Source organism: Arthrobacter sp. A5 (assembly GCF_051131705.1).
In the GTDB taxonomy this organism is placed as follows: Bacteria; Actinomycetota; Actinomycetes; order Actinomycetales; family Micrococcaceae; genus Arthrobacter_M.
Map to the genome: position 1 here is coordinate 2,659,863 of NZ_CP180316.1, position 23,295 is coordinate 2,683,157.

Sequence of the window (23,295 nt, forward strand, 5' to 3'; positions counted from 1 at the left end):
GGCACTCGTTATGAAGATCCAGTCGAACCCGCACGTATCGGGCAGGGTTATGATTATTCGTCTCCTTTACGCGCTTACGATCAGTAGAACACCGGTGACGGCCACGGCAATGCCGACGAGCTGGGCGCGGGTCAGCCGCTCGTGGAGGCGCAGATAGGCCAGAGCCACGGTAACCATGGGGAAAAGGCTGCTCAAGACGGCGACGACGGGGAGCGAACCGTTCAGCGTGGCTACAGTGAAGGCGAGGTTGGCTGCGGTATCGAGCACCCCGATGAGGGCGACGCCGGGCAGCTGCCGGACCGCTACGGGCGGCCGGGCGAAAAGGGCGATAAGGGAAAAGCAGGCGACGCTCGTCAGTCGGCTCGCGGCCACGCCTGTGAAGGCATCGACATGCCCTGCCTGCTGAAGAAAAACCAGCTGAAGTCCTAACAGAAATGCCGCGACGAGGGCCAGAACGATGCTCCGGTGATGGTCAGTGACCGGCGCACGTGTTGGTTGCCGGCTTGCCAGGACCACACCGATCAGGGCGAGGACGATTCCGCCGACGGCGGCGGGGTAAGGCCGTTCGCCCATCGCGAATCCGGCGATCACCGGAACCGCTGCGGACGTGGCGACTATCGGGGCCACGATACTCATCGTCCCGACCGCCAAAGCGCGGTAAAAGCAGGCGAGGCTGCCCAGGCTTGTGATCCCGGCAGCCATGCCCCAACCTCCGGCGCCAAAGTCGACGTGTTGACGGAAGGCCAGGACCAGCAATAACCCAAGGAGACCCGCCACTTGGCTGAAGAGCATGACCGTCAGGAGCGGCAGCCTCCGGCTCGCCCGTCCGCCGAGAAAGTCCGCGGTGCCCCACAGCAAGGACGCCCCAAGCGAGAACAAGACACTCATTCAGCAAGACCTTCCCGCAACAGGATCCTTCCGGGCAGGACCAGAGTACGCTCGAATAGTGCACTCTAATGCACTGTTGGAACGGTAGCATGGCCGCATGGACCTTGAAAACGTGACGGCGGCGATCGGGGGCACGGTGCGGGCCTCGCGTCTGGCAAGAGGATGGAGCCTGGACCGTCTGGCGGGCACAGCCGGGGTGAGCCGCCGCCTGCTGATTCAGGTCGAAAAGGGGCAAACCAATCCGACCCTCGCTTCCTTGCTGGCTCTGTCCGATGCGTTGGGGATCGGACTGCCCCAGCTGCTGGCCGTCACCAGAGAACCGAGCCTCGAGGTCACACGGCGCGACGAGGCACCCGTCCTTTGGCGCGGTAAAGCCGGCGGAAGCGCGAAACTCGTCGCCGGAACCGCACCGCCGAAAGTCGTGGAACTCTGGGACTGGACCCTCGGACCCGGCGACAGTTATGAGGGCGGCCCCCACCCGGCCGGAACCCGGGAACTGATCCAGGTCCGCCAAGGCGCGGTCCGACTGGTCCTGGGCGAGGAAACCGAAATACTCAACACCGGCGACTCCGCATCATTTACCGGCACAATTGCGCACACATATGCCTGGAATCAGCCCGACAAACAGGCGACCGCTCAGACACGGACAGCGCGATTCACCCTTGTCGTCTTCGAGCCTATCGTCGGCCAGGAGGACCGGGACGAACTGAGCGGGACCTTGAACGACCCATCGTCATGTTGGAGCAAGGATGTTGGGCCGATCAATTACCCATAGCCACGTGCCATCTGGTTGACGTCGCGCCAGCTCGGCAGTCGCTCCGCCCGGGAGGACAGTAGAGGTAAGTGCGAATTCCCCGTTCACCAACGCGGGTGCCTGGTAACCGTTGTTAAATGCGGGCCGACCGGCCAGGAGCGCTTGGTAAGCGTCGCGGATGGCCTGCGCACCGGCCGCCACGTCCCCATTAGGCAAGGCAAGGACCGCGTCAGGTTCATAAAGCGCCACGAGACCCTCCACATCACCGGTATTCGCTCTCTCGGCAAAGAACCGGCTCAAGTCCTCCGGCTCCCGCGCCCGTTGCCGTTCTCCATCGTCGCTCACGTCAGGTCCTTCCGTCGGTATTGATGGCCATGCGCACTCTGATAGTCCCACCCAACACCGACGAGGGAAACGAATGCCGATATGGGGAAACCTTCAACGCGCGTCAGCGTGGTGCGATGCGATGATGCAGACCCCTGACGAGGTCTTCTCTGACTTGGGTGACTTAGAGCCCCAGGTGACGCAGCACGCCCTGTGCCGCAGCGTTATTGACGGTCGTTGAAGACCTTCGGACGCTGGTCAACGCGGTGGGCGGGACCGCGTCTGTCTACGGCCACTCCTCGGGTGGAATCCTCGCACTCGAGGCCGCGGCAGGCGGAGTGCCGATTACGAAGCTCGCAGTCTACGAACCGCCCTACCTGACCGGGAACGTCCAAGAGAGCCCGCGGCTGACTTCGCCCAACGCCGGCAGGAGGCCCTGGGTTCCGGGCACCCCGACCAGGCAGTGGAGTTGTTCATCCGCCACACCGGAGCGGATTTCAACGAAGCAATCAAGATGACGCTATGGTGGCCAAGCCTGGTGGGCTCGCCCACACGCTGCCCTACGACCTGATCCATACCGGCGACGGCTCCGTACCGGCCGAGTGACTATAGCCACAATCGGAGCCAGTAACGAACGTCACACGACCTAACGAAGGTCTTCAGGACAGCATTTCAAGACAGAATGGTGGAGGCAGTATCACCGGTGCGCGTGATCCGCCGGATTGATCCTGCACAAGGAACGCCACGGAGGAGACCGGATCCAATGAATGAGACAGCCAGTAACGTCGTAACCTTGCGTTTCCTCGCCGCACCAACGGACATTGGGCACAGTGGTTCCGTAGACGCGGGCACTGTCCTTGCCTGGGTTGACAAGGCCGCTTATGCCGTCGCAGTCGGGTGGGCAAAGTCCTACTGCGTCACCGCCTACGTGGGGAACATCCACTTTGCCGATCCGGTTAACAGCGGAGACATGGTTGAGGTTGAAGCGACCATTATTTATACGGGACGCTCTTCCCTTCACATTCAGACAGTGGTTTCTTCCGGGGATGTGCGCGGCGGCGAAGCGACCATGCGGAGCCAGTGCTTGGTGATCTTTGTGGCAGTAGGTCCTGACGGCAAGCCGGTCCCGGTATCACCGTATGTGCCAAGGACAATCCCGGAAATCGAAAAAAGGGACCAGGCCGTCGCACGGATCACGGTGCGTGAAGAAATCGTTGCGGCGATGAGTCGTCAGGAATACACCGCAGCCGGAACAGCGGAACGGGTGACGTTGCGTTTCCTTGCATCGCCGACCGACGTGAATTGGGGAGGCAAAGTCCACGGCGGTACTGTCATGGCTTGGATTGATGAAGCCGCTTACGTCTGTGCCTCCCGGTACTGCGGCATGGACACGGTGGCCGTCTTTTCCGGTGGAGTGCGTTTCTACCGACCGTTGTTGATCGGAGATGTGGTGGAGGTTGAAGCGAGGCTGGTCTACACGGGCAACAAGGGAATGCATATTGCCGTTCATGTGAGGTCAGGTGAGCCCAAGAGCCGAGAGATGCACCTGACGACCTATTGCCTAACCGTCATGGTGGCCCGCGACGAAAGCGGCACCGCTGTCCCGGTTCCGACCTTCCTGCCGCGCTCCGACGAGGACAGGCGCCTGCAGGCACACGCGCGCGAGCTATTGGAGATCCGCGGCCGCGCCCCGGGGAATCGGTTGCCGAACCACCTTCTTACCCGGCTGGGGTAGCACCGGATTGCGGGGACATCTTCGACCGGGCTATCCCACGCCCTTCAGATACTCCAGCACGGGTTCAGCCACGCCGTCGTCGAGCACGGCCACCGCATCGATGCGGATCGAGGGCGGGAAGACGCCATGGTCCCGGGACCACAGCACAGCCAAAGTGCGCAGCCTGTTCAGCTTGGCTGGCGTAATGGCCTCGAAGGGGTGCCCATAGCGCAACGAACGCCGGGTCTTGACCTCGGCAATCACCAGGCACGTCCCGTCGAAGGCGACAAGGTCAATTTCTCCGCTGCGGCACCGCCAGTTCTGGTCGATCACCCGGATGCCGCGGTCTTCCAGGTAGTCCGCGGCCAGGACTTCGCCGCGTCGTCCGAGAACGTCCTTCGCTTTCATGAGCACCTCCACCACCAGCGTGGCTGGTGCTCCCGGGCACTAGGAAGTGGCGGTGCCGCAGATGTGGGCACTGCAGGGCCCCGGACCGGCTGTAGAGGGCTAGTTGCCCAGCGGTCCGTCCTTGGGAATCGTCAGATCGTCGGATTTAACCAGCTCTTCGACGTTGACGTCCTTAAATGTGATGACGCGGACATTCTTCACGAAACGGGCGGAACGGTAAACGTCCCAGACCCAGGCGTCCTGCAGCGTCAGATCGAAGTAAACCTCGCCGTCGGCCGAGCGTGCCTGCAGGTCAACGTGATTGGCCAGGTAAAACCGGCGTTCCGTTTCCACAACGTAGCTGAAAAGCCCCACAACGTCACGGTATTCACGATAGAGCTGGAGCTCCATGTCGGTCTCGTAGTTTTCCAGATCTTCGGCACTCATGGTTCCATCATCCCTTACCCGAGCCTGCCCTGGCCGCGGGATCGATCTCAGCGGTCAGCCGCCAGCTCTTCCGGTGGTACTGCGAAGGCCCGTGCAGGGCGATCGCGGCGCGGTGCGCGGCCGTGGCGTAGCCCTTGTTGACGGCCCAACCGAAGTCCGGGAGGACGGCGTCGAGCTCGGTCAGCATGCCGTCCCTCTCGACCTTGGCCAGCACGCTGGCGGCAGCGACGCTCAGGCACTGCAAATCGGCCTTGATTTTGGTGAACACCGGAGCGTCGCAGGAAAGGACGACGGCGGCGCTCGCCTCTTCGGCTAGGTCCGGCTTTGATCCTGTGGTCCCGTCCGGCGCTGGACCTGTGGTCCATCCCGTTTCCGCGGTCCGCACCCTCTCCGGCATAGCCACCGGACCGGGCGTCAGCTCCATCCCGGTTGTCGCCACCGAAGCCAGGTCCGAGTCCTCGTCAAAAAGACTGAACGGCTGCTGTGCCTGTTCGGGCATCTGTACTGACAGCTGTGTGTGTGGCTGCTCCTGCGTTGCCGCCCCGGGTTCCGTCCGGGGCGAGAGCCAGTTGTGATTGCCGTCCAGAATGACTGCTTCCGGCGTGACACCCGATTCGAGCACCTGCAGCCACGCCCTCGTTCCGGCCAGCCGCAGGGCGGCGATCAGGCCGACGGCGTCAACCTCAGCGGCGGTGGCATGCCCGATTCCGTAGCCTACGGCCCAGTCTTTGATCTGCGGCACCAGTTCGACCCGCGCCGCCGGGGTGAGCAGTTTGCTGTCCCGGACCTTGGGCAGCTCCCGCTGCGATGAGGCATCGATGACCACCATGCCGACGCTGACAGGCCCGGCCAAGGCACCCCGGCCCACCTCGTCGCAGCCGGCAATCAGGCGGTGTCCGTCGGACAGGAAGGAGCGTTCGTAGACCAGAGTCGGTGCTGCCGTTGTGCCGGTGCCCTGGCCGGCGGCCGACTTCCTTCCCGCGGCCTTGGACGTCGGTTTAGAGCGTCCCTTCTGAGCCGCTTGCGGAGCCACTTGTTGAGCCGCCTGCGGCGTGGCGCGGGGCGCGGAGCGAAGAGCTTCGGCCCGCGGGGCTGCGGCTTTTGGAAAGGTGCTCATGGCCGGACCGTCTTTACCTGCCTTGGGAGGGTTTAGAAGTACCGGTCGCCGCGGCGGGGGACGGAGCCGGAACATTCCCGAACACGTCCGGATAGTTCCCCAGAATGGCCAGCCGGTTGAATGGCCAGGCGATGACGGTGGCTCTCCCCTCGACGTCGGAGATCGGCACGAAGCCCTTCCCCGGCGTGTTCACATGGGCGCGGGAGTCCGCTGAATTGTTGCGATGATCGCCCATCACCCATAGTTCGTTGGGTGGGACCGTTACGTCGAATGGCTTGGACGGATCGGCGGGTGCCGCACCGGGATACAGGTAGGGCTCGTTCAGCGGCTGCCCGTTGACGGTGATTTTGCCGCCCGCGTCGCAGCAGATGACTCTGTCCCCCGGCAGCCCGATCACGCGTTTGACCAGGTGCTGCTGGGATTCGTCAGGAACGAGGCCGACAAACATCAGGGAATCCTTGACCCAGCTCAGCGGGCCGGCCGGCTGCGGCGCGGCAGGCGGCAACCATTGCTGGCTGTCCTTGAACACCACGATGTCGCCGCGCTCGAGGGCAAACGGACGCGGGACCAACAGGTTGACGAAGATCCGGTCGTTTTCTTCCAGCGTGTTCTCCATCGAACCCGACGGAATCCAGTAGGCGCGGAACAGGAAGGTCTTGATCAGGAAGGACAGCACCAGGGCGATCACAATGATCGTGCCGACTTCCTTCAGCCAGGCCAGTGCACCGCGCCGCAGCCGCTCACCGGCTGTTTTGTCGTGATCGGGTGCGGCCGCCGAATGAGCCCCGTGCCCGGCAGGGTGCGAGGAAGCGGAATGCACCCCGTGGATGTGCCGTTCGGATCCGACCGACGCCGTGCCCGCCGTGCGCTTGTCGCCGCCGCCAGCAGCGCCCTGGAGCCGACCACCCGCGGCGCGGTCGGCGCTGCCGGCAGCGTCGCCGTCGTCGTCCGTCTTCGGACTGCGCGGCTCAGACTCGCCGGGGATGCCGGGGATGTTCTGCGGCATTTACTGTGCGTCCTTCTGTGTAGCCGGCGGTGCCGGCATGATTGCCGGCACCGTTATGTGATCAGACTTTACGTGAGCAGACGCAAGGTGCTCGGATGCGGTGCGCTCAAGCGGTCCAAAGCGGTTTAGTGGCCAGAGAATCCGGACCGGCCTGCCAATGACTTTTTCTACCGAAACCATACCGCCGCCGGGCGCCCCGAGCAGCGACCGCGAGTCAGCCGAGACGGAGCGGTGGTCCCCCATCAGCCACAATTTATCCTGCGGGACCACCACGTCAAAGGACAAATCGCTGGGCCGGTCGCGCCGGAACAGGTATGGTTCCGTCTGCGGCGCGCCGTTGACTTCCAGCCGGCCGTCCGTCGAACAGCACCTGACCCGGTCGCCGGCAACGCCGATGACGCGTTTGACGTACACCGTGTCGCTTCCGGCCACCCCCAACCAGACCCCGACGGTCTGGACGGCGTCAGCTACGGGACCCTTGCCGCTGTTCAGCGGGGCAAACGAGCCACGGCCGTCGAAGACGACGACGTCGCCGCGCTGGACCGTAGCGGAGGCGTAGTCCGTGCGGGACACCAGCACCCGGTCCCCGGTCAGCAGATATGGCTCCATGGACTCCGAGGGGATGTAATAGACGTCCAGCCAGCAGCTGCGGATCACGGCGCTGACAATCACCACCAGCACCACGGCCAGCACAACAAAACGCCAGCCCAGTTTCCTGGACCGGCGTTCCGTTTGGTTCAAAGTGCGGATCCCTTACTTGGCGGGAACGATATCGCGCTTTTCCTTGATCTTGGCAGCCTTGCCGCGCAGGTTACGCATGTAGTACAGCTTGGCACGGCGTACGTCACCCTTGGAAACAACCTCGATCTTTTCAATGATCGGGGAGTGCACCGGGAACTTACGCTCTACGCCGACTCCAAACGAGACCTTGCGGACCGAGAAGGTTTCACGCAGACCGTCGCCATGGCGCCCGAGCACGAAGCCCTGGAAAACCTGGACGCGGGAGCGGTTGCCTTCAATGATGTTGACATGAACCTTGAGGGTGTCACCGGCGCGGAAGTCGGGGACGTCCGTACGCAGGCTGGCTGCATCGACTGAATCGAGGATGTGCATAGTGTCACTCCTGGCGAACGCCACGGGTAATTCGCTTTTGTGTCACGGCAGCCACGCCCGGAGCCCGAAAGGCCCGCGGAGGTTTCCGCCGAAAGTTTGGTTTTGACCGGCGGTTCCGCTGGGGGAAGGCCGGTGTGCCGCTGCGGTGGTCACGCTCCCCCTGTGGCAGGTGCGGACCCAGTGGACACAATGTTCTATTCTGCCACATGGCCCCCCGGCGGGGTTAATCACCGGTCCGGCACCGGCGGGCTAACGGGCGGGAGTGTCCTCGACAAACGGCACCTTCGCCACATACTGCTGGTACAGCTTGACGGCCTCCTTGATGGGCAGCATGCCGAACTCCAGCGAGGTCCGCAGCCCCTCAAGCTCCGCGTCGCAGGCCTCCGCGGCAATAACCTCGGCGGAGATATCCTGGGATTTGGACAGGTTGGTGGCGATGGTGGCCGAAACCGACGTTACCAGCGCCGCCAGACAGAGCACCCGCCAGACCGTCGAGTCGTCCTGGAGCGATAGGATGTGCTGGACGCCGGAGGAAAAGGGAGCGCCGCCCAGGGCGGGCCCGGCAGTAAGGACCGCGGCAAGAGCACTGCCGATAATGCTGATGTTGGTCAGCCGGTTGCGGCGGGGCCGAACCCGGTGCAGATAGGCGTTAACGCCGTCCCGCTTCCCTTCGATGCGGTCCAGCAAGTCCTGGCGGATACCTGACTCTTCTGGCATGGCCGCTTCCTCCCTGGGCTGGGTGTCCGTCAACGCGGACCTATCTAGAGAATCTCACGGGCGGGAGGTTCTGTCACGGTCCGCCAACGGTCTGAGTGCACGCGGCTGGGCTGAGACGGCCGCCGACGACGACGTAACCCAGATCCGACAGCGTGGCGCGTTCCGCTTTGCTCAGGCATGCCGGGTCAAGGGCGGCGATCAGGTCCGGCCGGCGTGCCACGGTGCGGCGCAGTTGCTCGTCCCGGCGGAACGAGGCGATCCTGCCGTGGTTGCCGCTGAGCAGAACGTCCGGGATGTCGCGCCCACGCCAAGAGGAAGGCTTGGTGTACACCGGGTATTCCAGCAGTCCGTCTGCGTGGGATTCTTCCACGAGCGATTCGGGATTGCCGATTACCCCCGGCAGCAGACGCCCGATGGCCTCCACCATGGCCAGCACGGCAACCTCCCCGCCGTTGAGGACGTAGTCTCCGAGACTGACGGGCCGGACCGCGTACGGGCCGGCCGCCCATTCCAGCACGCGCTCGTCGATGCCTTCGTAGCGCCCGCAGGCGAAAACGAGGTGCTCTTCCTCGGCCAGCCGGTACGCCAATGCCTGATCAAAAACCTCGCCTGCAGGGGACGGCACAATCAGGGTCGGCTTCGCCGGGGACCGCGGCGCGGCACTCTCCCCAAGTTCATCGGGGCTCAGATGGTCGGCCACCGGCGGAAGGGACCCGGCCGCCCCGTGATCGTCGGGGCTCAGATGGTCGGTCACCGGCGGAAGGGACCCGGCCACCGATTCGAGGGCCAGGGCCCACGGCTCCGGTTTCATGACCATGCCGGCGCCGCCGCCGTACGGGGTGTCATCGACGGTACGGTGCCGGTCCGTGGTGAAATCCCGCAGGTTGTGCACGCGCAGATCCAGGATGCCGTCCTGGCGGGCCTTCCCGATGAGGCTCAGCTCCAGCGGGGCCAGATACTCAGGGAAGATACTGATGACATCGACGCGCATCTATCCGGCGTCTTTCCCGGCAGCGCCATCTTCCCCGGCAGGTCCATTTTCCCCGGTCGCATCCGCAGTATTGCGCGTATCCGTCACGGCCGCTTCTTCCCCAGGCTCAGCATTCACCGTGAACAGCCCTTCCAGAGGAGTCAGCAGCAGATAGCCGTCGGCAATGTTGACCTCGGGCACGATCTCCGCCACGAACGGCACCAGAATCTCCTCGCCCGCTGCGGTGGTAACGATCAGCAGGTCCTGCACCGGCATGGTGTTCAGTCCGCTGACCTTCCCCACCACCTCGGACCCGACACGAACTTCCAGGCCGACCAGCTCGTGCTCATACCATGCGTCATCGTCGTCGTCGTCGTCCACCTCGTCGGACTCCACGAATAGTTTGCCCCCGCGCAGTTCCTCCGCACGATTACGGGTCATCACTCCGTCGAAGGCGAGCAGTAGAATGTCCTTGTTCCAGCGGGCGCTGACCACTGTCAGCGGACCCAGCGTGGCCGGCTCCACCGTCAGCTCAACCCCGGGAACGAATCGGTTCTCCGGAGCATCCGTGAGCACCTGAACGGTGACCTCACCCTTGATGCCATGCGGCTTGCCGATCCGGGCAACCTGAACCTGCATAAGAACTCCTCTTTGCTGTTTCCGGGGCGCGAATATCCACGCGATCCGCTGATGGCGGCCGAGCCCGGCCGGTGAAAAAAGACTGGCCCCGGCACCATTACGGTGCCGGGGCCAAAATCCTTGACTGTTGCGTTCAGAAAAAACCGTGCTGCTGCGCTGCAGTGAGTCAGCGGCGGCGGTCGGTGTCGACGACGTCGACGCGCACCGGTTCGCCGTTGGCCAGTGCGGCAATAACGGTGCGCAGTGCGCGCGCCGTCCGGCCCTGACGTCCGATCACCCGGCCCAGGTCGTCCTGGTGAACGCGCACCTCGAGGGATTCCCCGCGGCGGTTGTTCTTGACGCTGACCTTGACATCATCTGGACTGTCAACGATCCCCCGGACCAAGTGCTCGAGCGCTTCGGAAAGCATCCTGACTACGCCTCAGTCGTCTCTGCAGCTGCTTCCGGAGCGTCGTCCTTCTTGGCCTTCGTGGTGATGGCCTCCTTGACGATGACCGAGGACTTCTCGGGAGCTACGAAGGGAACCTTGTCGGCCTTGACACGCAAGGTGCCTTCCTGGCCGGGCAGGTTCTTGAACTTCTGCCAATCACCGGTGATCTTCAGGATCGCGGCGACCTGCTCGGACGGCTGGGCGCCAACCCCAAGCCAGTACTGGGCGCGCTCGGAAACTACCTCGATGTACGAGGGGTCCTCGGTCGGGTGGTACTTGCCGATTTCTTCGATCGCACGGCCGTCGCGCTTGGCGCGCGCGTCCATAACAACGATGCGGTAATACGGTGCGCGCATTTTACCAAAGCGCTTAAGGCGAATCTTTACGGCCACTTTTGTGGTCACTCCTGGTTCTGAAGAGGGCAAACCCTATGTCACGCTCCCGTGGGGCGGGCCGATCGTTAGGGTTCTAAGGACAGGATCGGCACACGGAGAGAGGGGCCGCGCGGATCGAGTACCTTCCCATTATGCCAGATCAATCCGACCCGGGACGACAGCGCGGCCGGCCCGCCGGGCGCTGGTTATTCGGACCAGAAGTACAGGCTGATCATCGCGTCCTCGTCAGCCCCGGATGCCAGCTCGGACAGCGCACGCACCACCGGCTCGGTGACGTCCGCCGTCGTCGACATTTCCTCGGTCTGCGCCCAGGCGGCGGCCAGCGCAGTCACATCGTCCTGGTCTTCCAGATCCTTCAGTTCCGCAAAGACCACCGCCACTGCTTCCGGCACGACGAAAAGCGTGTCCAGTTCAATGTCCACCAGTCCCAGCTCGCAGTCGGTCCCCGTCGCATGGACGGCTTTGACGGCCAGTTCGGCTAGGATCTCCACATCCAGGTCCGTCAGATCCGGCACTTCCAGCCGGGACAGCTGCGTTGGCGGGGTCTTGCCCGCGTCCAGGGCATGCGCGTGGGCCACGGCACTGCGGTGGTCAGCTATGAAGAATTCCGAAAGTGTGGACAAGGCTGCGGCCTCCAACGTCGATGGTCTTGCAGCCGCCGTGCCGTACTCAGGCGCCTGCCTCAGTGTCCACAGTAACGCGGATCCGATTGTTCCACGGATCCGCGAAGACCAGTTCGGCGCCGGTGTTGGCCGCGGCGACTCCATGGTGGGCCAGCCGCTCGGCAAGAGCGCCGACGTCGTCCTTCCTGCGCAGCGCAATCAGCACCTCACCGAGTCCGAGCGTGTCCTTGCGCGGCCCGGCACCCCGGCTGTTCCAGACATTCATGGCCATGTGGTGATGATAGCCGCCGGCGGAGACAAACAGGGCCTGACCGTGCCAGCTGGCCGTCTTCTCGAAACCCAGCGTGTCCACGTAGAAGTCGTGCGCGCTCTGCACGTCACCGACCTGCAGGTGGACGTGGCCGACGGCGGCATGCTGCTGCCGCTGACCGGCCAGAACCGCTTCGGTGAGGTGCTCGTCGAGGTACTGCTGCGGGGACAGGGCCAGCGAGTCCATGGCCACCTGCCCGTCCTCCCACTGCCATTGCGTCCGCGGCCTGTCGTAGTACAACTCGATGCCGTTGCCCTCCGGATCGGTGAAGTAAAACGCCTCGCTGACCAGATGGTCGGCGCTGCCGACGAAGGCGTGCGGCTCAAACTGCGCGGCGCTGGCGACCGTGGCCGCCAGAGAGGCCTGGTCCTCGAACAGCAGCGCCGTGTGGAACAGGCCGGCCTCCCCGCGGCGGCCCACCTGCAGCCCCGGCGCCGGGGCGAGATGCACCAGCGCAGTACTTTCCCGTCCCAGGTAAAGACCGCCGTCGGCCTCAGTGACGATATCCAGGCCCAGCGCCTGCTGATAGTAGGCGGACATGACATTCATGTCCCCCACTTTAAGCAGCACGGTGCTCATGGCGAGGTCGGCCGGGAGCAGGTCCTGGGGCGAGGTGGTGGGGGTCATGTCATGCTCCTGACGGTGTCGGTGGGTGATGTGACAGCCTCGGCCGCTGCGGTGATATGCGTTGGATTCGACTGGTGGCCGACGTGCTGTTCGTGGCCCTTATCCAGATCAATTACTTGAAGCTTCAATTTATTCCATGTCGACGAAACTTCAGGTTGAAGCGTCAGTTCATGACGAGGCTTCCGGTGAAGCACCAGGGCCGGCCCGACGCCCGGTGAACCTGCCGGGGCAGCCCGACGCTGCGGTAAAACGCCGGAACCGTCCCGGACGATGAGCGGGTGCTTTACGCCTGGGGGTATTTGCCATCGAGGCTGATCCGCATCACCACACGATCCCCCAGCGCATCCAGGCCGAGCTCGCGTTCGTGATTGCGGCGCCGGAGAAGTTCCGGGCCCGGCGAACTGTCCACGGCGAAGCCGCAGCTGGCATAAAACGGCGCATTAAACGGCACGTCGGCGAAGGTGGTGAGCGTCATCGCGTGGTACCCACACTCCCTGGCCCAAGCGACCGCGGCGTGGATCAGCGCGCGGCCTATCCCGTGTCGGGCGAAGTCCGGCTGTACGGAGAGCTGTTCCAGATGGGCCTGGCCATCGACTTCCTCCAGCCTGACGAAGGCCACCGCAGGTCTGCCGGCGACCATGATGTGCAACGCCGCGGCGAACTCCGCGGCGCCGGCCCCGGACGGCATAGGGCGCGTCAGGCGCTGGCCGGCAATTTCGGTCAGGATGGTATCCGAAGCGGCCTCGATGGCCGGCAGCAGGGAAAATTCGGCCAAGGCGGCCGGACGTAATTCAAGCATGTATTGAGCCTACGACTGGCCACCGACGGTATTCCCCGTGTATGTTCGGTTACGACCACACGGGAGCCCTGTTGCAGGGGCTGAGATCGGGCTGATGCAGTCTGCGACCGTTGAACCTGTCCGGGTAATGCCGGCGAAGGAAGTGAGTACCAGCAATGAGTATTTTGCCGTTCGGCTCAGCCCAGAATCCGTCCACGGAAGACCCGAATGCCCATCCCCTTCCGGTACAGCCAGCAGTGCCAGTGCCAGTGCCGGTGCCAGCGCCGGAATGGTCCAGGCCGTCACAGGCCGCGCCCCGGAATCCCCCGGTACCTTTTTAGTAGCCCCTAATTGAGTAAGAATTGGGTTGCTGGCCTGTTGGTTCCCGGCATGATTTATGCCCCCAGTCTTCAATGATCCGGGGGGTGATGTCACCGGGATCCGATAGGTGTCAGGGGATCGCTAATAGGGACCGGACCAGCGGCAGTTTTTATCGTGGCAGGTCAGCCGTAACGTGGATGCCGACTCTTGTCGCCGCAGGACAGACCAGCGCTGTTTTACAGGTCTCGGATGCGGGAGGTTTTGAGGTTGATTAAGGATTACGAGAGTATCGATGTCTTCAGCGGAGTCGATGTCGGCAAGAGCAATCACCACGCGGTGGCGCTGGATAAATCCGGGAAGAAGCTGCTCGATAAGGCTTTGCCTCAGGACGAAGCGAAGCTGCGGGCGATCATCGACACACTGGCCAAAAACGGCACGCTACTGCTGGTCGTGGACCAGCCCGCCACCATTGGTGCGCTGCCGGTGGCGACGGCCCGGGCCGCCGGAATCCTGGTCGGTTACCTGCCCGGGTTGGCGATGCGCCGGATCGCGGATCTGCACCCCGGCGAGGCTAAAACCGATGCCCGGGACGCGTACATCATCGCCGAGGCAGCCCGGACGATGCCGCACACCCTGCGCTCGATCGAGGTCGCCGATGAGCAGATCGCCGAGCTGTCGATGCTGTGCGGTTTTGATGATGATCTGACCCAGCAGACCACCGCTACATCAAACCGTATCCGCGGGCTTCTGACCCAGATCCACCCGGCCCTCGAACGGGTGATCGGCGCACACCTGGACCACCCGGCAATGGCGGAGATGCTGGTGAAATATCCGACCCCCACCGCACTGAAGACCGCCGGCCAGGCACGGGTGGCCACGTACCTGGCCAAGTTCGCCCCGCGGGCAGGCAAACACTGGGCAGCCGATATCTTTACCGCCCTCGGCGAGCAAACCGTGGTCGTCGCCGGCACCGCCGGAGCCGGCATCGTGCTGCCCCAACTGGCAGGCATGCTCGCCGGTCTGCGTAAAGCCCGTGTCGAAGGCCATACCCGGGTCGAGGCGCTCGTGGAGGCCCACCCTCTTCACCTCGTCCTGAGCTCGATACCGGCGGTCGGGATCAGGACCGAAGCCAGGATCCTCACCGAAGTCGTCGGTAAACACTTCGCCACCGCCGGGCATCTGGCCTCCTATTCCGGACTGGCGCCGGTGACCTGGCGATCAGGGACGTCCATCCGGGGAGACCACCCCTCCAGGAAGGGCAACAAGATCCTCAAGCGCGCTCTCTTCCTGTCCGCGTTCGCCGCCCTCAAGGACCCCACCTCACGGGACTACTACGACCGAAAACGCGCCCAAGGGAAACGCCACAACCAGGCCCTGATCGCCCTGGCCCGGCGCCGCTGCGACATGCTCTTCGCCATGCTCAGAGACATGAGCATCTACGAAGAAAAAAACCCCAAAAGCGGCTTGACAAAAACATAGGGACACCTCCCCGGAACAACAACTGGTGGAGACCCAGTCCCTGAGGTCCCACTCATTGGGGTTCGTCGAGGACGCTTCGTCCGGACTGCGGGTTCCGGTAACCGAAATTGCGCTGGAGGACTCGCCCGGCGGCGTGCCGAATACGCCGTTTCGAATTTACCGGACCGCCGGGCCGGGCAGCGATCCGGTGGTTGGGCTTGAGCCGTTCCGGGCCTCCTGGGTTCAAGCCCGTCAGGATACCGAGACCTATTCCGGGCGCGGACGGACCCTCCTCGACGACGGCAAATCCGCCCAGCGCCGGGGTGCTGCCTCGGCGGAATGGCGCGGAGTTGCGCTCAAGCCGCGGCGCGCCGTCGCCAACAGAACCGTCACGCAGATGCATTATGCCCGCCAGGGCCTCATTACGGATGAAATGCGTTTTGTGGCGCTGCGCGAGAATTGCGATGTGGATCTGGTGCGTGCGGAGGTAGCCGCCGGTCGCGCCATCATCCCCAACAACGTCAACCATCCCGAGTCCGAGCCGATGATCATTGGCAAGGCGTTTCTGGTGAAAATCAATGCCAACATCGGGAACTCCGCCGTGACCAGCTCCATCGCCGAGGAGGTGGATAAGCTGCTGTGGGCTACACAATGGGGTGCCGACACGGTGATGGACCTGTCCACCGGGGATGATATCCACACCACGCGCGAGTGGCTGATCCGCAACTCGCCCGTGCCGATCGGGACGGTGCCGATCTACCAAGCGCTGGAAAAAGTCAACGGCGAGGCCAACGCGCTGACCTGGGATATCTTCCGCGACACGGTAATCGAGCAATGTGAGCAGGGCGTTGACTACATGACAATCCACGCCGGGGTGCTGCTGCGGTACGTACCGCTGACCGCGAACCGGGTCACCGGGATCGTCTCCCGCGGCGGCTCCATCATGGCCGGCTGGTGTTTGTCGCAGCACCGGGAAAATTTTCTGTACACGCACTTTGACGAGCTGTGTGAAATCTTTGCGCGCTACGACGTTGCCTTTTCGCTCGGTGACGGACTGCGTCCGGGTTCGACGGCGGATGCCAACGACGCGGCACAGTTCGCCGAGCTGGATACCCTGGCTGAGCTGACCAAGCGCGCCTGGAAGTATGACGTGCAGGGCATGGTGGAGGGTCCGGGACACATCCCCTTCCATCTGGTGCGCGAAAACGTGGAGCGGCAACAGCGATTGTGCGACGGCGCTCCGTTCTACACTCTTGGTCCGTTGGTCACGGACGTGGCACCCGGCTATGACCACATCACTTCAGCCATCGGTGCGACCGAAATTGCCCGCTATGGAACGGCGATGCTGTGCTACGTAACGCCGAAAGAGCATCTGGGCCTTCCGAACAAGGACGACGTGAAGACCGGCGTGATCACGTACAAGATTGCCGCCCACGCCGCGGACCTGGCCAAGGGTCATCCGGGAGCCCATCTGCGCGATGACGCCTTGTCCAAGGCGCGCTTTGAGTTCCGCTGGCGCGATCAGTTTGCTCTTTCTTTGGACCCGGCGACGGCGGAGGCGTTCCACGACGAGACGCTTCCCGCCGAGCCGGCCAAGACTGCGCATTTCTGTTCGATGTGCGGCCCCAAATTCTGTTCCATGCGAATCAGCCAGGACATCCGGGATAAATACGGCTCGATGAGCGAGCAGGAAGTTATTGCGGGCATGAACCAAAAGTCCGCAGAGTTCCGCGAGGCGGGCGGCAAGGTCTACCTGCCGAAAATCGAACTACGGAAGTCAGCCGCGGAGTTGGCCGGCTGAGTCGGCGCCGTTCCCAGCCTGCTGCGCGCATCTTTTGCCGCCGGACCCGCGCCGCGATCTGAAATCTGCCCCCTTTAGCCCCGGGACGCCGAAATTTCGGCGTCCCGGAGCTGGTCGTCACGCCACACCCGGAACCTGGTCGATTCCCAGGGGTCCCCTACTCGGACCTCTCCCAGGGCCCGGGCGGCTCACGACGGGCGGCGAAGCAGGCCCGGACCGCGATGGGCCCGGACAGCCGTTGGTCAGGCTGAGCAGCAGGCCGCGCGGAGCGGTGAGCCAGGCGGTGCGGGGAGTCAGACGCAGCGGTGGGCGCGCAGGAAGTCCCGGATCAGGCGATCGCCGGCGTCTGTCTCCTGCGGCTGGTGGCCGCCGGCGGTAATGCGGTGCACGGCGCCGGTGGAGGCCAGGTATTGCGCGATTTCCTCGTACAGCGGCTCCCATCCGCCGGTCAGCACCAATGTCGGGACGCCGGGCACTATCTCCAGCGGAGCTTCCCACGGCGGGGCCTGCAGCCGCATTCGACGTGCCTGGCGGCGGGACTCATCCGTCACCGGCGGGGCCTGCATGGCATGGGCTATCCGGATAGCCTCCCCGCTGAACTCCTCATCCGTCATCTCCAGCCGGCGGGAAAACAGCGGTTCCAGCCGGGTCCGGTAGGCCTGGGTTGCGGGCAGCTCAGCTGTGATCGACAGGCAGGCCGGTTCCACGAGCACCAGCGAACGGACCAGGTCGGGCGCCTGCACGGCGGCCAGCATCGCCGCGATGGCGCCTTGTGAATGCGCCACCACATGGCCACCCTCGCCCAGGGAATCCAGCACAATGTCCCGGTCCGCGAGGAAATCCGACGCAACCGGCTCGGCGGCCGCGTCATAACCGAGGCGTTTGACGAAGAGCGCATCGTAATCGCGGGCAAGGCCGTGCTGGCGGGGCCACGCGGCGGCGCCGAAGCTGCCGGAGCCGTGGACGAAAACGATCCGTTCTTTGCTCATCAGTCCTATCTACTTCAGGAACTTATCGAAGCCCTTGGGCAGATTCAGCGACGAAGGGTCAAAGCCTTCGGCGCCCTGTTGCCCGAATGCGGAGCCGGTGGGCAGCGATCTGGAGGTGTTGGCACGTTTTTCCTCCGCCTCACGAAGCTGCTGGGCCGCCTTGGCCGGGTTGCCGGAGCGGGCCTTCTTCTTCGGCGCATTCTTGCCTGCCTTGCGGGCTCCGCCGCCCGGACCGGTCATTCCCGGCATGCCCGGAATGCCGCCGCCTTGCGCCATTTTCTTCATCATCTTCTGGGCCTGGCCGAAGCGCTCCAACAGCCCGTTGACCTCGGATACCTGGACGCCGGAGCCGCGGGCGATGCGGGCACGGCGGGACCCGTTGATGATTTTCGGGGCCACCCGCTCGTGCGGGGTCATGGAGCGGACAATGGCCTCGACCCGGTCGATTTCGCGTTCGTCGAAGTTCTCCAGCTGCTGGCGCATACTGGCCGCACCGGGCATCATCATCAGCATTTTCTTCATCGAACCCATGTTGCGGATCTGCTGCATCTGGGACAGGAAATCATCAAGCGTGAAGTCTTCCTGGTCGGCGAACTTCTGCGCCATCCGGGCCGCTTCGTCCTTGTCCCAGTTCTTCTCGGCCTGTTCGATCAGAGTGAGAACGTCACCCATGTCCAGGATGCGCCCCGCCATCCGGTCGGGGTGGAAGAGCTCGAAGTCGTCCAGTCCCTCACCGGTGGAGGCGAACATCACGGGCTTGCCGGTCACCGACGCAACGGACAGCGCCGCACCTCCGCGGGCATCGCCGTCGAGCTTTGTCAGCACAACGCCGGTAAAGTTGACGCCCGCATCGAACGCATGTGCCGTGGTGACGGCGTCTTGGCCAATCATCGCATCGATCACGAACAACACCTCGTCCGGGACGATGGCGGCGCGGATGTCGGCGGCCTGGCGCATCAGCTCGGCGTCCACGCCAAGACGGCCGGCGGTGTCCACGATGACGACGTCGTGCAGCTTGGCGCGCGCCTCGGCGACACCGGCGCGGGCGACGGCGACGGGGTCACCAGTAGCGGCCTCAAACTCGGAGCTGACGCCCGGATGCGGGGCGAAAACCGGAACGCCGGCGCGTTCACCGTTGACCTGCAGCTGCTTGACGGCGTTCGGACGCTGCAGATCCGCGGCCACCAGGAGGGGACTATGGCCCTGCCCTTTGAGCCACTTGGAGAGTTTTCCGGCCAGCGTCGTCTTACCGGCACCCTGCAGACCGGCCAGCATAATAACCGTCGGCGGGTTCTTCGCCAGGCGGATCCGGCGTGTCTCCCCGCCCAGGATCGCCACGAGTTCCTCGTTGACGATCTTCACGATCTGCTGACCCGGGTTCAGCGCCGCGTTGACCTCGGCGCCGAGCGCCCGTTCGCGGATTTTGCCGGTAAATTCGCGCACCACGGGGACGGCAACGTCGGCGTCCAGCAGGGCACGGCGGATTTCCCGCACCGTGGCGTCAACATCGGCCTCGGTCAGACGGCCCTTGCCGCGCAGGTTCTTGAAGGTTGCTGTCAACCGGTCAGATAGTGAGTTGAACACGCGCCGTGTACTTCTTTCCTCAGGTATAGCTCTGGACATGCCCCTGTAGACAGATAGGAGAAGCACATCTGGGGACTCAACTATCTAGGGTATCAAGCGCAGGACGGCTGCCGCTTCATTCGGGAAATCCTTGGGCACGGGGGGCTGAAATATCCGGCGTTCGGTGGCATGCTGACAAAATGACTGTCGCTAAGAGCTCCTCCAAACATCCATCCACGGCCGGGACTTCGGGAGCCGGGACTTCGGAAGCCGCACCCGGCACCCCGACCGGCACCCCGACCGGCCGCCCGACGCCCAGCTCGTCGGGCCACGGCACGTCCGCACGCGTCACGGAAAGCCCGCTCGCCGACACCGACGGCGCCATCCGCACCCTGCTTATTCTGGGAGCTTCCGGAGACCTAACCGGCCGGCTACTGCTGCCCGGAGTGGCGCGGCTGATCGCCGCAGGCCGCGCCAGTGGCATCAGTCTGGTGGGGGCCGGCAGCGATGACTGGACGGCAGGACAATGGACGGACCGCGTCTCGACGACCTTCGCCGAAGCCGCACCCGCGGCCAAATCTGGTGGCAAAGCCGCGCTGGCGGCAACGCAGAAGGGCACCAGCTACCACACCCTCGATGTCACCGCACCGGGTGAGCTGGCGAAACTCCTGGCCACTTTGCGGGCGCCCATTGCCGTGTACTTTGCGCTGCCGCCGGCCGTGAGCCAGCGCGCGTGCGAGGTCCTGACAGCAGCCGAGCTGCCACCGGGGACGCGTTTGGTGATGGAGAAACCATTCGGCTCGGGTGAAGCCTCGGCGCGGGCGCTGAACCACACCCTGGCCGGACTGGTCCCAGAGGATCACATCCACCGCGTGGACCATTTCCTGGGTAAGTCCACCGTCTTCAACATCCTCGGTCTGAGGTTCGCCAACCGGCTGCTGGAACCGTTGTGGAACAGCAGCCACATCGCGAAGGTGGAAATCGTTTTTGACGAAGCCCTGACGCTGGAGAACCGCGCCCGCTATTACGACCGAGCCGGCGCCCTGCGCGACATGATCCAAAGTCATTTGCTCCAGGTCATGGCCATCATGGCGATGGAGGCCCCCGCCACACTGCATGAACGCGACGTCCGCGATGGCATTGCCGCCGTACTGCGGGCCAGCAGCATCAGCGATGACTTCACGGCCAGCACCCGGCGTGCCCGTTACACCACCGGAAACCTCGGCGCGCGCAAGGTCCCGGACTATGTGGCCGAAGACGGCGTGGATCCGGCCAACAACACCGAAACTCTGGCCGAGGTGGAGGTGCGCATCCAAAACTGGCGCTGGGCCGGGGTCCCGTTCATCCTGCGCTCAGGCAAGTCCCTTGGCAAGGCGCAAAAGGAGGTCGTAATCACCTACAGACCCGTGCCGCACCTGCCCACCGGGTTCAAGGGGGTCGACCGGCCCACGAGGCTGCACCTGGGCCTCGGCCCGGACGTCCTCAAACTTGATCTGGATGTCAACGGTCCCGGCGATCTCTTCACTTTGGACCGCGTTTTTCTGGAAACGGATCTTGCCAGCGACGAGCTGCTCCCCTACGGCGAGGTATTGGACGGAGTGCTCAACGGAGACCCATTGCTCTCGGTACGCGGTGATACGGCCGAACAGTGCTGGCGGATCGTGGAGCCGACGCTGAAGGCCTGGCGGGAAAATAAGGTACCGCTGCAGGATTACCCAGCCGGCTCGAGCGGCCCCGCCGACTGGGAAACGTCCAAGTCGTCCGGTAAGCGCTGACTATATAGCGACGACGACGGTCACCGCCACTGCGCGACGCTACCCTTGAGCGACGGCCGGGAACCCCGCGGGCAGTGCCCCCAAAGAGTTGCGGGTTGTCGAGGACATCGGCTCAGAAATGGACAATCGCCCCCACAGCAGCGGGGGCGATTGTCTATTTCTGCCGCCTGACGGCCGGAGCAGCCTAAACCGCGGCAGACCCGCGCTCTCCGGTGCGGACCCGGACTGCCTCGTGGACATCAACGGTCCAGACCTTGCCGTCCCCGGCCCGGCCGGTGTTGGAGGTGGAGACAATCACGTCCACCAGATCGTCCACCTGGTCATCCGTGGCCAGGACCTCGATCCTGATCTTCGGGTGCAGGTCCACGGTGTACTCCGCCCCGCGATAGACCTCGGTATGGCCGCGCTGGCGCCCGTATCCGTGGGCACCGCTGACGGTGAGTCCCTGCACGCCGTAGCTTTCCAGGCCGCCTCGGACGTCGTCGAGCTTGTCCGGACGAATGATTGCCGTTATGAGTTTCATGCTTCCACCTTCAGCTTATTGCCCATACTGCTCTGGCGGGCGCCGTCTTCGGCCTGGCCTGCTCCATGGAGGGCTAGCGCTTCGTCCAGGGGGTGGAAGCTGCCCCCCACCCGGCCGCCGAAGTCGTAGGCCGTTTCCGCATGGACGCTGACGTCGACCCCGTCCAGCTCGTGCTCCACGGGGATCCGGAAGCCCATGGTCTTCTGGATGATCCAACCGATGATAAATGCGACAACAAATGAATAGAGCAGGACGGCGAAGGAGCCAATGGCCTGTTTGCCCAGCAGCTCCAGACCGCCGCCGAAGAACAGTCCCGTGCCGGCCGCCGGGGATTGGGGATTCGCCGCGAGTCCGATGAAGAGCGTGCCGAAGAGCCCGCCCACCAAGTGCACCCCAACGACGTCGAGCGAATCGTCATACCCGAACTTGTACTTCAGTCCGACAGCGAGCGCACACACTCCTCCGGCGAGCAGGCCCAGAACGATCGACCACATCGGCGTGAGCGCGGAACAGGCCGGTGTGATGGCCACCAGCCCGGCAACGGCACCGGAGGCGGCACCCAGCGAAGTGGCGTGGCCGTCGCGCAGCCGCTCCACCAGCAGCCAGCCCAGCGTTGCCGCTGCCGGAGCCGCCAGGGTATTGATCCAGGCGTAACCGGCCACGGCGTTGGCGCCCAGCGCGGAGCCGGCGTTGAAGCCGAACCAACCGAACCAGAGTAGACCGGCACCGAGCATCACCAACGGCAGGTTGTGCGGGCGGTGGCTCGGATCCTTGCCAAAGCCCTTGCGTTTGCCCAGCACCAGAGCCAGTGCCAGGGCGGCCGCACCGGCATTGATGTGCACCGCGGTGCCGCCGGCGAAGTCGATGACGCCCAGCCCTTGGCCGATCCACCCGCCGATCGGGTTGCCGTTCGCGTCTTTGTTGAAGTCAAAAACCCAGTGCGCCACGGGGAAGTAGACGAGGGTAACCCAGATCCCGGCGAACAGCAGCCAAGCTCCGAACTTGGCGCGATCAGCGATGGCGCCCGAGATCAGCGCCACCGTAATGATGGCGAATACGGCCTGGAATCCGACAAAGGCGATTTCCGGAATGGTGCCCACCAGCGGAGCATTCGCCCCTGTGTCCAGAACGCCTTCCAAGCCAAATTTCTGCAGTGGATTGCCCAGCAGGCCGTGGAAGAGATCCGGGCCGAAGGAAGTGGAGTAGCCGTAGAGGATCCAAAGCACCGCGACCAGGGCGATGGCCCCGAAGCTCATCATCATCATGTTCAGCACGCCCTTGGCCCGGGTCATACCGCCGTAGAAGAACGCCAGCCCGGGCGTCATCAGCAGAACCAAAGCGGCGGAGGCTAGGACCCACGCCGTGTCACCTGTGTTCATGGTGGCTGGCCTTTCTGTAGAGAATTATTGCGCCAGCCCCGCTCGGGGGCCGCCGCTTGGTGCAATCTGTCTCTACAAGATTGACTCTGGGGTGTTTCGTCCGTGCTGGCCGTGGATTGCCGTCGTGTTACAACAACGGCGGCTGCGTAAAGACTGTGCGACCACCATGTTTCCGGCAGGTAATGGAAGCTTGTTCTGCCGGGGCAGTAGACGGCGCGGCTTCCCCAACGAGGTGCCCCAACCGAGG

26 protein-coding genes and 1 riboswitch are annotated in these 23,295 nt (G+C 64.1%); of the genes, 6 read left to right on the top strand and 20 right to left on the bottom strand.

The annotated features are described in order from the left end of the window. Positions 1–66: 66 nt before the first annotated feature. Positions 67–888, bottom strand: a complete 822-nt coding sequence (locus tag ACLLJI_RS12590; RefSeq protein WP_434612717.1) for an EamA family transporter — start codon at positions 886–888, stop codon at positions 67–69. 97 nt (positions 889–985) lie between these two features. Here ACLLJI_RS12590 and ACLLJI_RS12595 point away from each other — a divergent pair, with 97 nt between their 5' ends. After that, positions 986–1,663, top strand: coding sequence for a helix-turn-helix domain-containing protein (locus ACLLJI_RS12595; RefSeq protein ID WP_434612719.1), 678 nt, complete (start codon positions 986–988; stop codon positions 1,661–1,663). Here ACLLJI_RS12595 and ACLLJI_RS12600 read toward each other — a convergent pair. Further along, the gene (locus ACLLJI_RS12600) at positions 1,622–1,987 is read right to left on the bottom strand and encodes a YybH family protein (RefSeq protein WP_434612721.1); all 366 of its coding nucleotides are present in this window, start codon (positions 1,985–1,987) and stop codon (positions 1,622–1,624) included. The two genes, ACLLJI_RS12595 and ACLLJI_RS12600, sit on opposite strands and share 42 nt — an antisense overlap. 206 nt (positions 1,988–2,193) lie before the next feature. On the opposite strand from ACLLJI_RS12600, the gene ACLLJI_RS12605 reads away from it, so the two are divergent. Both ACLLJI_RS12605 and ACLLJI_RS12610 read left to right on the top strand, forming a co-directional pair. Continuing rightward, complete coding sequence (locus tag ACLLJI_RS12605) at positions 2,194–2,484, top strand: hypothetical protein (protein WP_434612723.1); 291 nt, start codon at positions 2,194–2,196, stop codon at positions 2,482–2,484. A 245-nt stretch (positions 2,485–2,729) separates the two neighbouring features. Then, positions 2,730–3,701, top strand: coding sequence for an acyl-CoA thioesterase (locus ACLLJI_RS12610; RefSeq protein WP_434612725.1), 972 nt, complete (start codon positions 2,730–2,732; stop codon positions 3,699–3,701). A 30-nt stretch (positions 3,702–3,731) separates the two neighbouring features. Here the strand turns inward: ACLLJI_RS12610 and ACLLJI_RS12615 are convergent, their stop codons facing one another. The 14 genes from ACLLJI_RS12615 to ACLLJI_RS12680 all read right to left on the bottom strand — a co-directional run bounded on the left by ACLLJI_RS12615 (position 3,732) and on the right by ACLLJI_RS12680 (position 13,260). Further along, on the bottom strand, positions 3,732–4,088 hold the full coding sequence (locus ACLLJI_RS12615) for a YraN family protein (protein WP_283561450.1): 357 nt from the start codon (positions 4,086–4,088) through the stop codon (positions 3,732–3,734). 99 nt (positions 4,089–4,187) lie between these two features. Continuing rightward, positions 4,188–4,514 (bottom strand): DUF2469 domain-containing protein, encoded by a 327-nt coding sequence (locus tag ACLLJI_RS12620; protein WP_283561449.1) that lies wholly within the window; start codon positions 4,512–4,514, stop codon positions 4,188–4,190. A gap of 7 nt (positions 4,515–4,521) precedes the next feature. Continuing rightward, positions 4,522–5,631, bottom strand: coding sequence for a ribonuclease HII (locus ACLLJI_RS12625; RefSeq protein ID WP_434612728.1), 1,110 nt, complete (start codon positions 5,629–5,631; stop codon positions 4,522–4,524). A 13-nt stretch (positions 5,632–5,644) separates the two neighbouring features. Further along, on the bottom strand, positions 5,645–6,637 hold the full coding sequence (lepB, locus tag ACLLJI_RS12630) for a signal peptidase I (RefSeq protein ID WP_434612730.1): 993 nt from the start codon (positions 6,635–6,637) through the stop codon (positions 5,645–5,647). Beyond that, the gene (gene lepB / locus ACLLJI_RS12635) at positions 6,638–7,378 is read right to left on the bottom strand and encodes a signal peptidase I (protein ID WP_434612732.1); all 741 of its coding nucleotides are present in this window, start codon (positions 7,376–7,378) and stop codon (positions 6,638–6,640) included. A 12-nt stretch (positions 7,379–7,390) separates the two neighbouring features. After that, complete coding sequence (rplS, locus tag ACLLJI_RS12640; protein WP_283561446.1) at positions 7,391–7,750, bottom strand: 50S ribosomal protein L19; 360 nt, start codon at positions 7,748–7,750, stop codon at positions 7,391–7,393. Positions 7,751–7,999: 249 nt separating this feature from the next. Further along, positions 8,000–8,467, bottom strand: coding sequence for a hypothetical protein (locus ACLLJI_RS12645; RefSeq protein WP_434612734.1), 468 nt, complete (start codon positions 8,465–8,467; stop codon positions 8,000–8,002). A 73-nt stretch (positions 8,468–8,540) separates the two neighbouring features. Continuing rightward, complete coding sequence (trmD, locus tag ACLLJI_RS12650; protein ID WP_434612736.1) at positions 8,541–9,458, bottom strand: tRNA (guanosine(37)-N1)-methyltransferase TrmD; 918 nt, start codon at positions 9,456–9,458, stop codon at positions 8,541–8,543. Then, positions 9,459–10,076, bottom strand: a complete 618-nt coding sequence (gene rimM, locus ACLLJI_RS12655; protein ID WP_434612738.1) for a ribosome maturation factor RimM — start codon at positions 10,074–10,076, stop codon at positions 9,459–9,461. It abuts the gene before it with no gap. Positions 10,077–10,242: 166 nt separating this feature from the next. After that, a complete protein-coding gene (locus ACLLJI_RS12660) occupies positions 10,243–10,485 on the bottom strand; it encodes an RNA-binding protein (protein WP_196396074.1) in 243 nt (80 codons plus the stop codon). Positions 10,486–10,490: 5 nt separating this feature from the next. Further along, positions 10,491–10,898 carry a 30S ribosomal protein S16 gene (gene rpsP / locus ACLLJI_RS12665; RefSeq protein ID WP_283561442.1) on the bottom strand — a complete coding sequence of 136 codons (408 nt, stop codon included), beginning with the start codon at positions 10,896–10,898 and terminating at the stop codon, positions 10,491–10,493. Positions 10,899–11,086: 188 nt separating this feature from the next. Beyond that, positions 11,087–11,524: a hypothetical protein gene (locus ACLLJI_RS12670; protein ID WP_283561441.1), complete on the bottom strand. Its 438-nt coding sequence runs from the start codon at positions 11,522–11,524 to the stop codon at positions 11,087–11,089. Between the two features lie 46 nt (positions 11,525–11,570). Further along, positions 11,571–12,461 carry a VOC family protein gene (locus tag ACLLJI_RS12675; RefSeq protein WP_434612742.1) on the bottom strand — a complete coding sequence of 297 codons (891 nt, stop codon included), beginning with the start codon at positions 12,459–12,461 and terminating at the stop codon, positions 11,571–11,573. 283 nt (positions 12,462–12,744) lie between these two features. Continuing rightward, positions 12,745–13,260: a GNAT family N-acetyltransferase gene (locus ACLLJI_RS12680; protein ID WP_434612744.1), complete on the bottom strand. Its 516-nt coding sequence runs from the start codon at positions 13,258–13,260 to the stop codon at positions 12,745–12,747. A gap of 49 nt (positions 13,261–13,309) precedes the next feature. Then, positions 13,310–13,419: riboswitch (TPP riboswitch) on the top strand. A 390-nt stretch (positions 13,420–13,809) separates the two neighbouring features. Between ACLLJI_RS12680 and ACLLJI_RS12685 the strand changes: the two genes are divergently transcribed. Together ACLLJI_RS12685 and thiC are read left to right on the top strand one after the other, a co-directional pair. Further along, positions 13,810–15,039, top strand: a complete 1,230-nt coding sequence (locus ACLLJI_RS12685) for an IS110 family transposase (RefSeq protein ID WP_434612746.1) — start codon at positions 13,810–13,812, stop codon at positions 15,037–15,039. A 25-nt stretch (positions 15,040–15,064) separates the two neighbouring features. Further along, the gene (thiC, locus tag ACLLJI_RS12690; RefSeq protein WP_434612748.1) at positions 15,065–16,819 is read left to right on the top strand and encodes a phosphomethylpyrimidine synthase ThiC; all 1,755 of its coding nucleotides are present in this window, start codon (positions 15,065–15,067) and stop codon (positions 16,817–16,819) included. Positions 16,820–17,112: 293 nt separating this feature from the next. Here the strand turns inward: thiC and ACLLJI_RS12695 are convergent, their stop codons facing one another. After that, the gene (locus ACLLJI_RS12695) at positions 17,113–17,808 is read right to left on the bottom strand and encodes an alpha/beta fold hydrolase (RefSeq protein ID WP_434612750.1); all 696 of its coding nucleotides are present in this window, start codon (positions 17,806–17,808) and stop codon (positions 17,113–17,115) included. Between the two features lie 9 nt (positions 17,809–17,817). Next, on the bottom strand, positions 17,818–19,392 hold the full coding sequence (gene ffh / locus ACLLJI_RS12700; protein WP_434612752.1) for a signal recognition particle protein: 1,575 nt from the start codon (positions 19,390–19,392) through the stop codon (positions 17,818–17,820). A gap of 179 nt (positions 19,393–19,571) precedes the next feature. On the opposite strand from ffh, the gene ACLLJI_RS12705 reads away from it, so the two are divergent. Next, positions 19,572–21,146, top strand: a complete 1,575-nt coding sequence (locus ACLLJI_RS12705; protein ID WP_434612754.1) for a glucose-6-phosphate dehydrogenase — start codon at positions 19,572–19,574, stop codon at positions 21,144–21,146. Between the two features lie 184 nt (positions 21,147–21,330). Here the strand turns inward: ACLLJI_RS12705 and ACLLJI_RS12710 are convergent, their stop codons facing one another. Both ACLLJI_RS12710 and ACLLJI_RS12715 read right to left on the bottom strand, forming a co-directional pair. Further along, positions 21,331–21,669 (bottom strand): P-II family nitrogen regulator, encoded by a 339-nt coding sequence (locus ACLLJI_RS12710; protein WP_283561434.1) that lies wholly within the window; start codon positions 21,667–21,669, stop codon positions 21,331–21,333. Beyond that, entirely contained in the window at positions 21,666–23,048 is a 1,383-nt protein-coding gene (locus ACLLJI_RS12715) for an ammonium transporter (protein ID WP_434612757.1), read from the bottom strand. The genes ACLLJI_RS12710 and ACLLJI_RS12715 overlap by 4 nt, the downstream gene beginning before the upstream one ends. Positions 23,049–23,295 lie beyond the last annotated feature (247 nt).

What these genes read in the sequence shown, in the direction of transcription:
- ACLLJI_RS12715 (WP_434612757.1), bottom strand. Translation starts at nt 23,048, where the DNA reads ATGAACACAGGTGACACGGCGTGGGTCCTAGCCTCCGCCGCTTTGGTT.
- ACLLJI_RS12680 (WP_434612744.1), bottom strand. Translation starts at nt 13,260, where the DNA reads ATGCTTGAATTACGTCCGGCCGCCTTGGCCGAATTTTCCCTGCTGCCG.
- trmD (WP_434612736.1), bottom strand. Translation starts at nt 9,458, where the DNA reads ATGCGCGTCGATGTCATCAGTATCTTCCCTGAGTATCTGGCCCCGCTG.
- ACLLJI_RS12675 (WP_434612742.1), bottom strand. Translation starts at nt 12,461, where the DNA reads ATGACCCCCACCACCTCGCCCCAGGACCTGCTCCCGGCCGACCTCGCC.
- ACLLJI_RS12685 (WP_434612746.1), top strand. Translation starts at nt 13,810, where the DNA reads ATGCGGGAGGTTTTGAGGTTGATTAAGGATTACGAGAGTATCGATGTC.
- ACLLJI_RS12625 (WP_434612728.1), bottom strand. Translation starts at nt 5,631, where the DNA reads ATGAGCACCTTTCCAAAAGCCGCAGCCCCGCGGGCCGAAGCTCTTCGC.
- ACLLJI_RS12710 (WP_283561434.1), bottom strand. Translation starts at nt 21,669, where the DNA reads ATGAAACTCATAACGGCAATCATTCGTCCGGACAAGCTCGACGACGTC.
- ACLLJI_RS12705 (WP_434612754.1), top strand. Translation starts at nt 19,572, where the DNA reads ATGACTGTCGCTAAGAGCTCCTCCAAACATCCATCCACGGCCGGGACT.
- ACLLJI_RS12595 (WP_434612719.1), top strand. Translation starts at nt 986, where the DNA reads ATGGACCTTGAAAACGTGACGGCGGCGATCGGGGGCACGGTGCGGGCC.
- ACLLJI_RS12645 (WP_434612734.1), bottom strand. Translation starts at nt 8,467, where the DNA reads ATGCCAGAAGAGTCAGGTATCCGCCAGGACTTGCTGGACCGCATCGAA.
- rplS (WP_283561446.1), bottom strand. Translation starts at nt 7,750, where the DNA reads ATGCACATCCTCGATTCAGTCGATGCAGCCAGCCTGCGTACGGACGTC.
- ACLLJI_RS12590 (WP_434612717.1), bottom strand. Translation starts at nt 888, where the DNA reads ATGAGTGTCTTGTTCTCGCTTGGGGCGTCCTTGCTGTGGGGCACCGCG.
- ACLLJI_RS12695 (WP_434612750.1), bottom strand. Translation starts at nt 17,808, where the DNA reads ATGAGCAAAGAACGGATCGTTTTCGTCCACGGCTCCGGCAGCTTCGGC.
- ACLLJI_RS12610 (WP_434612725.1), top strand. Translation starts at nt 2,730, where the DNA reads ATGAATGAGACAGCCAGTAACGTCGTAACCTTGCGTTTCCTCGCCGCA.
- ACLLJI_RS12660 (WP_196396074.1), bottom strand. Translation starts at nt 10,485, where the DNA reads ATGCTTTCCGAAGCGCTCGAGCACTTGGTCCGGGGGATCGTTGACAGT.
- ACLLJI_RS12620 (WP_283561449.1), bottom strand. Translation starts at nt 4,514, where the DNA reads ATGAGTGCCGAAGATCTGGAAAACTACGAGACCGACATGGAGCTCCAG.
- lepB (WP_434612730.1), bottom strand. Translation starts at nt 6,637, where the DNA reads ATGCCGCAGAACATCCCCGGCATCCCCGGCGAGTCTGAGCCGCGCAGT.
- rimM (WP_434612738.1), bottom strand. Translation starts at nt 10,076, where the DNA reads ATGCAGGTTCAGGTTGCCCGGATCGGCAAGCCGCATGGCATCAAGGGT.
- ACLLJI_RS12615 (WP_283561450.1), bottom strand. Translation starts at nt 4,088, where the DNA reads ATGAAAGCGAAGGACGTTCTCGGACGACGCGGCGAAGTCCTGGCCGCG.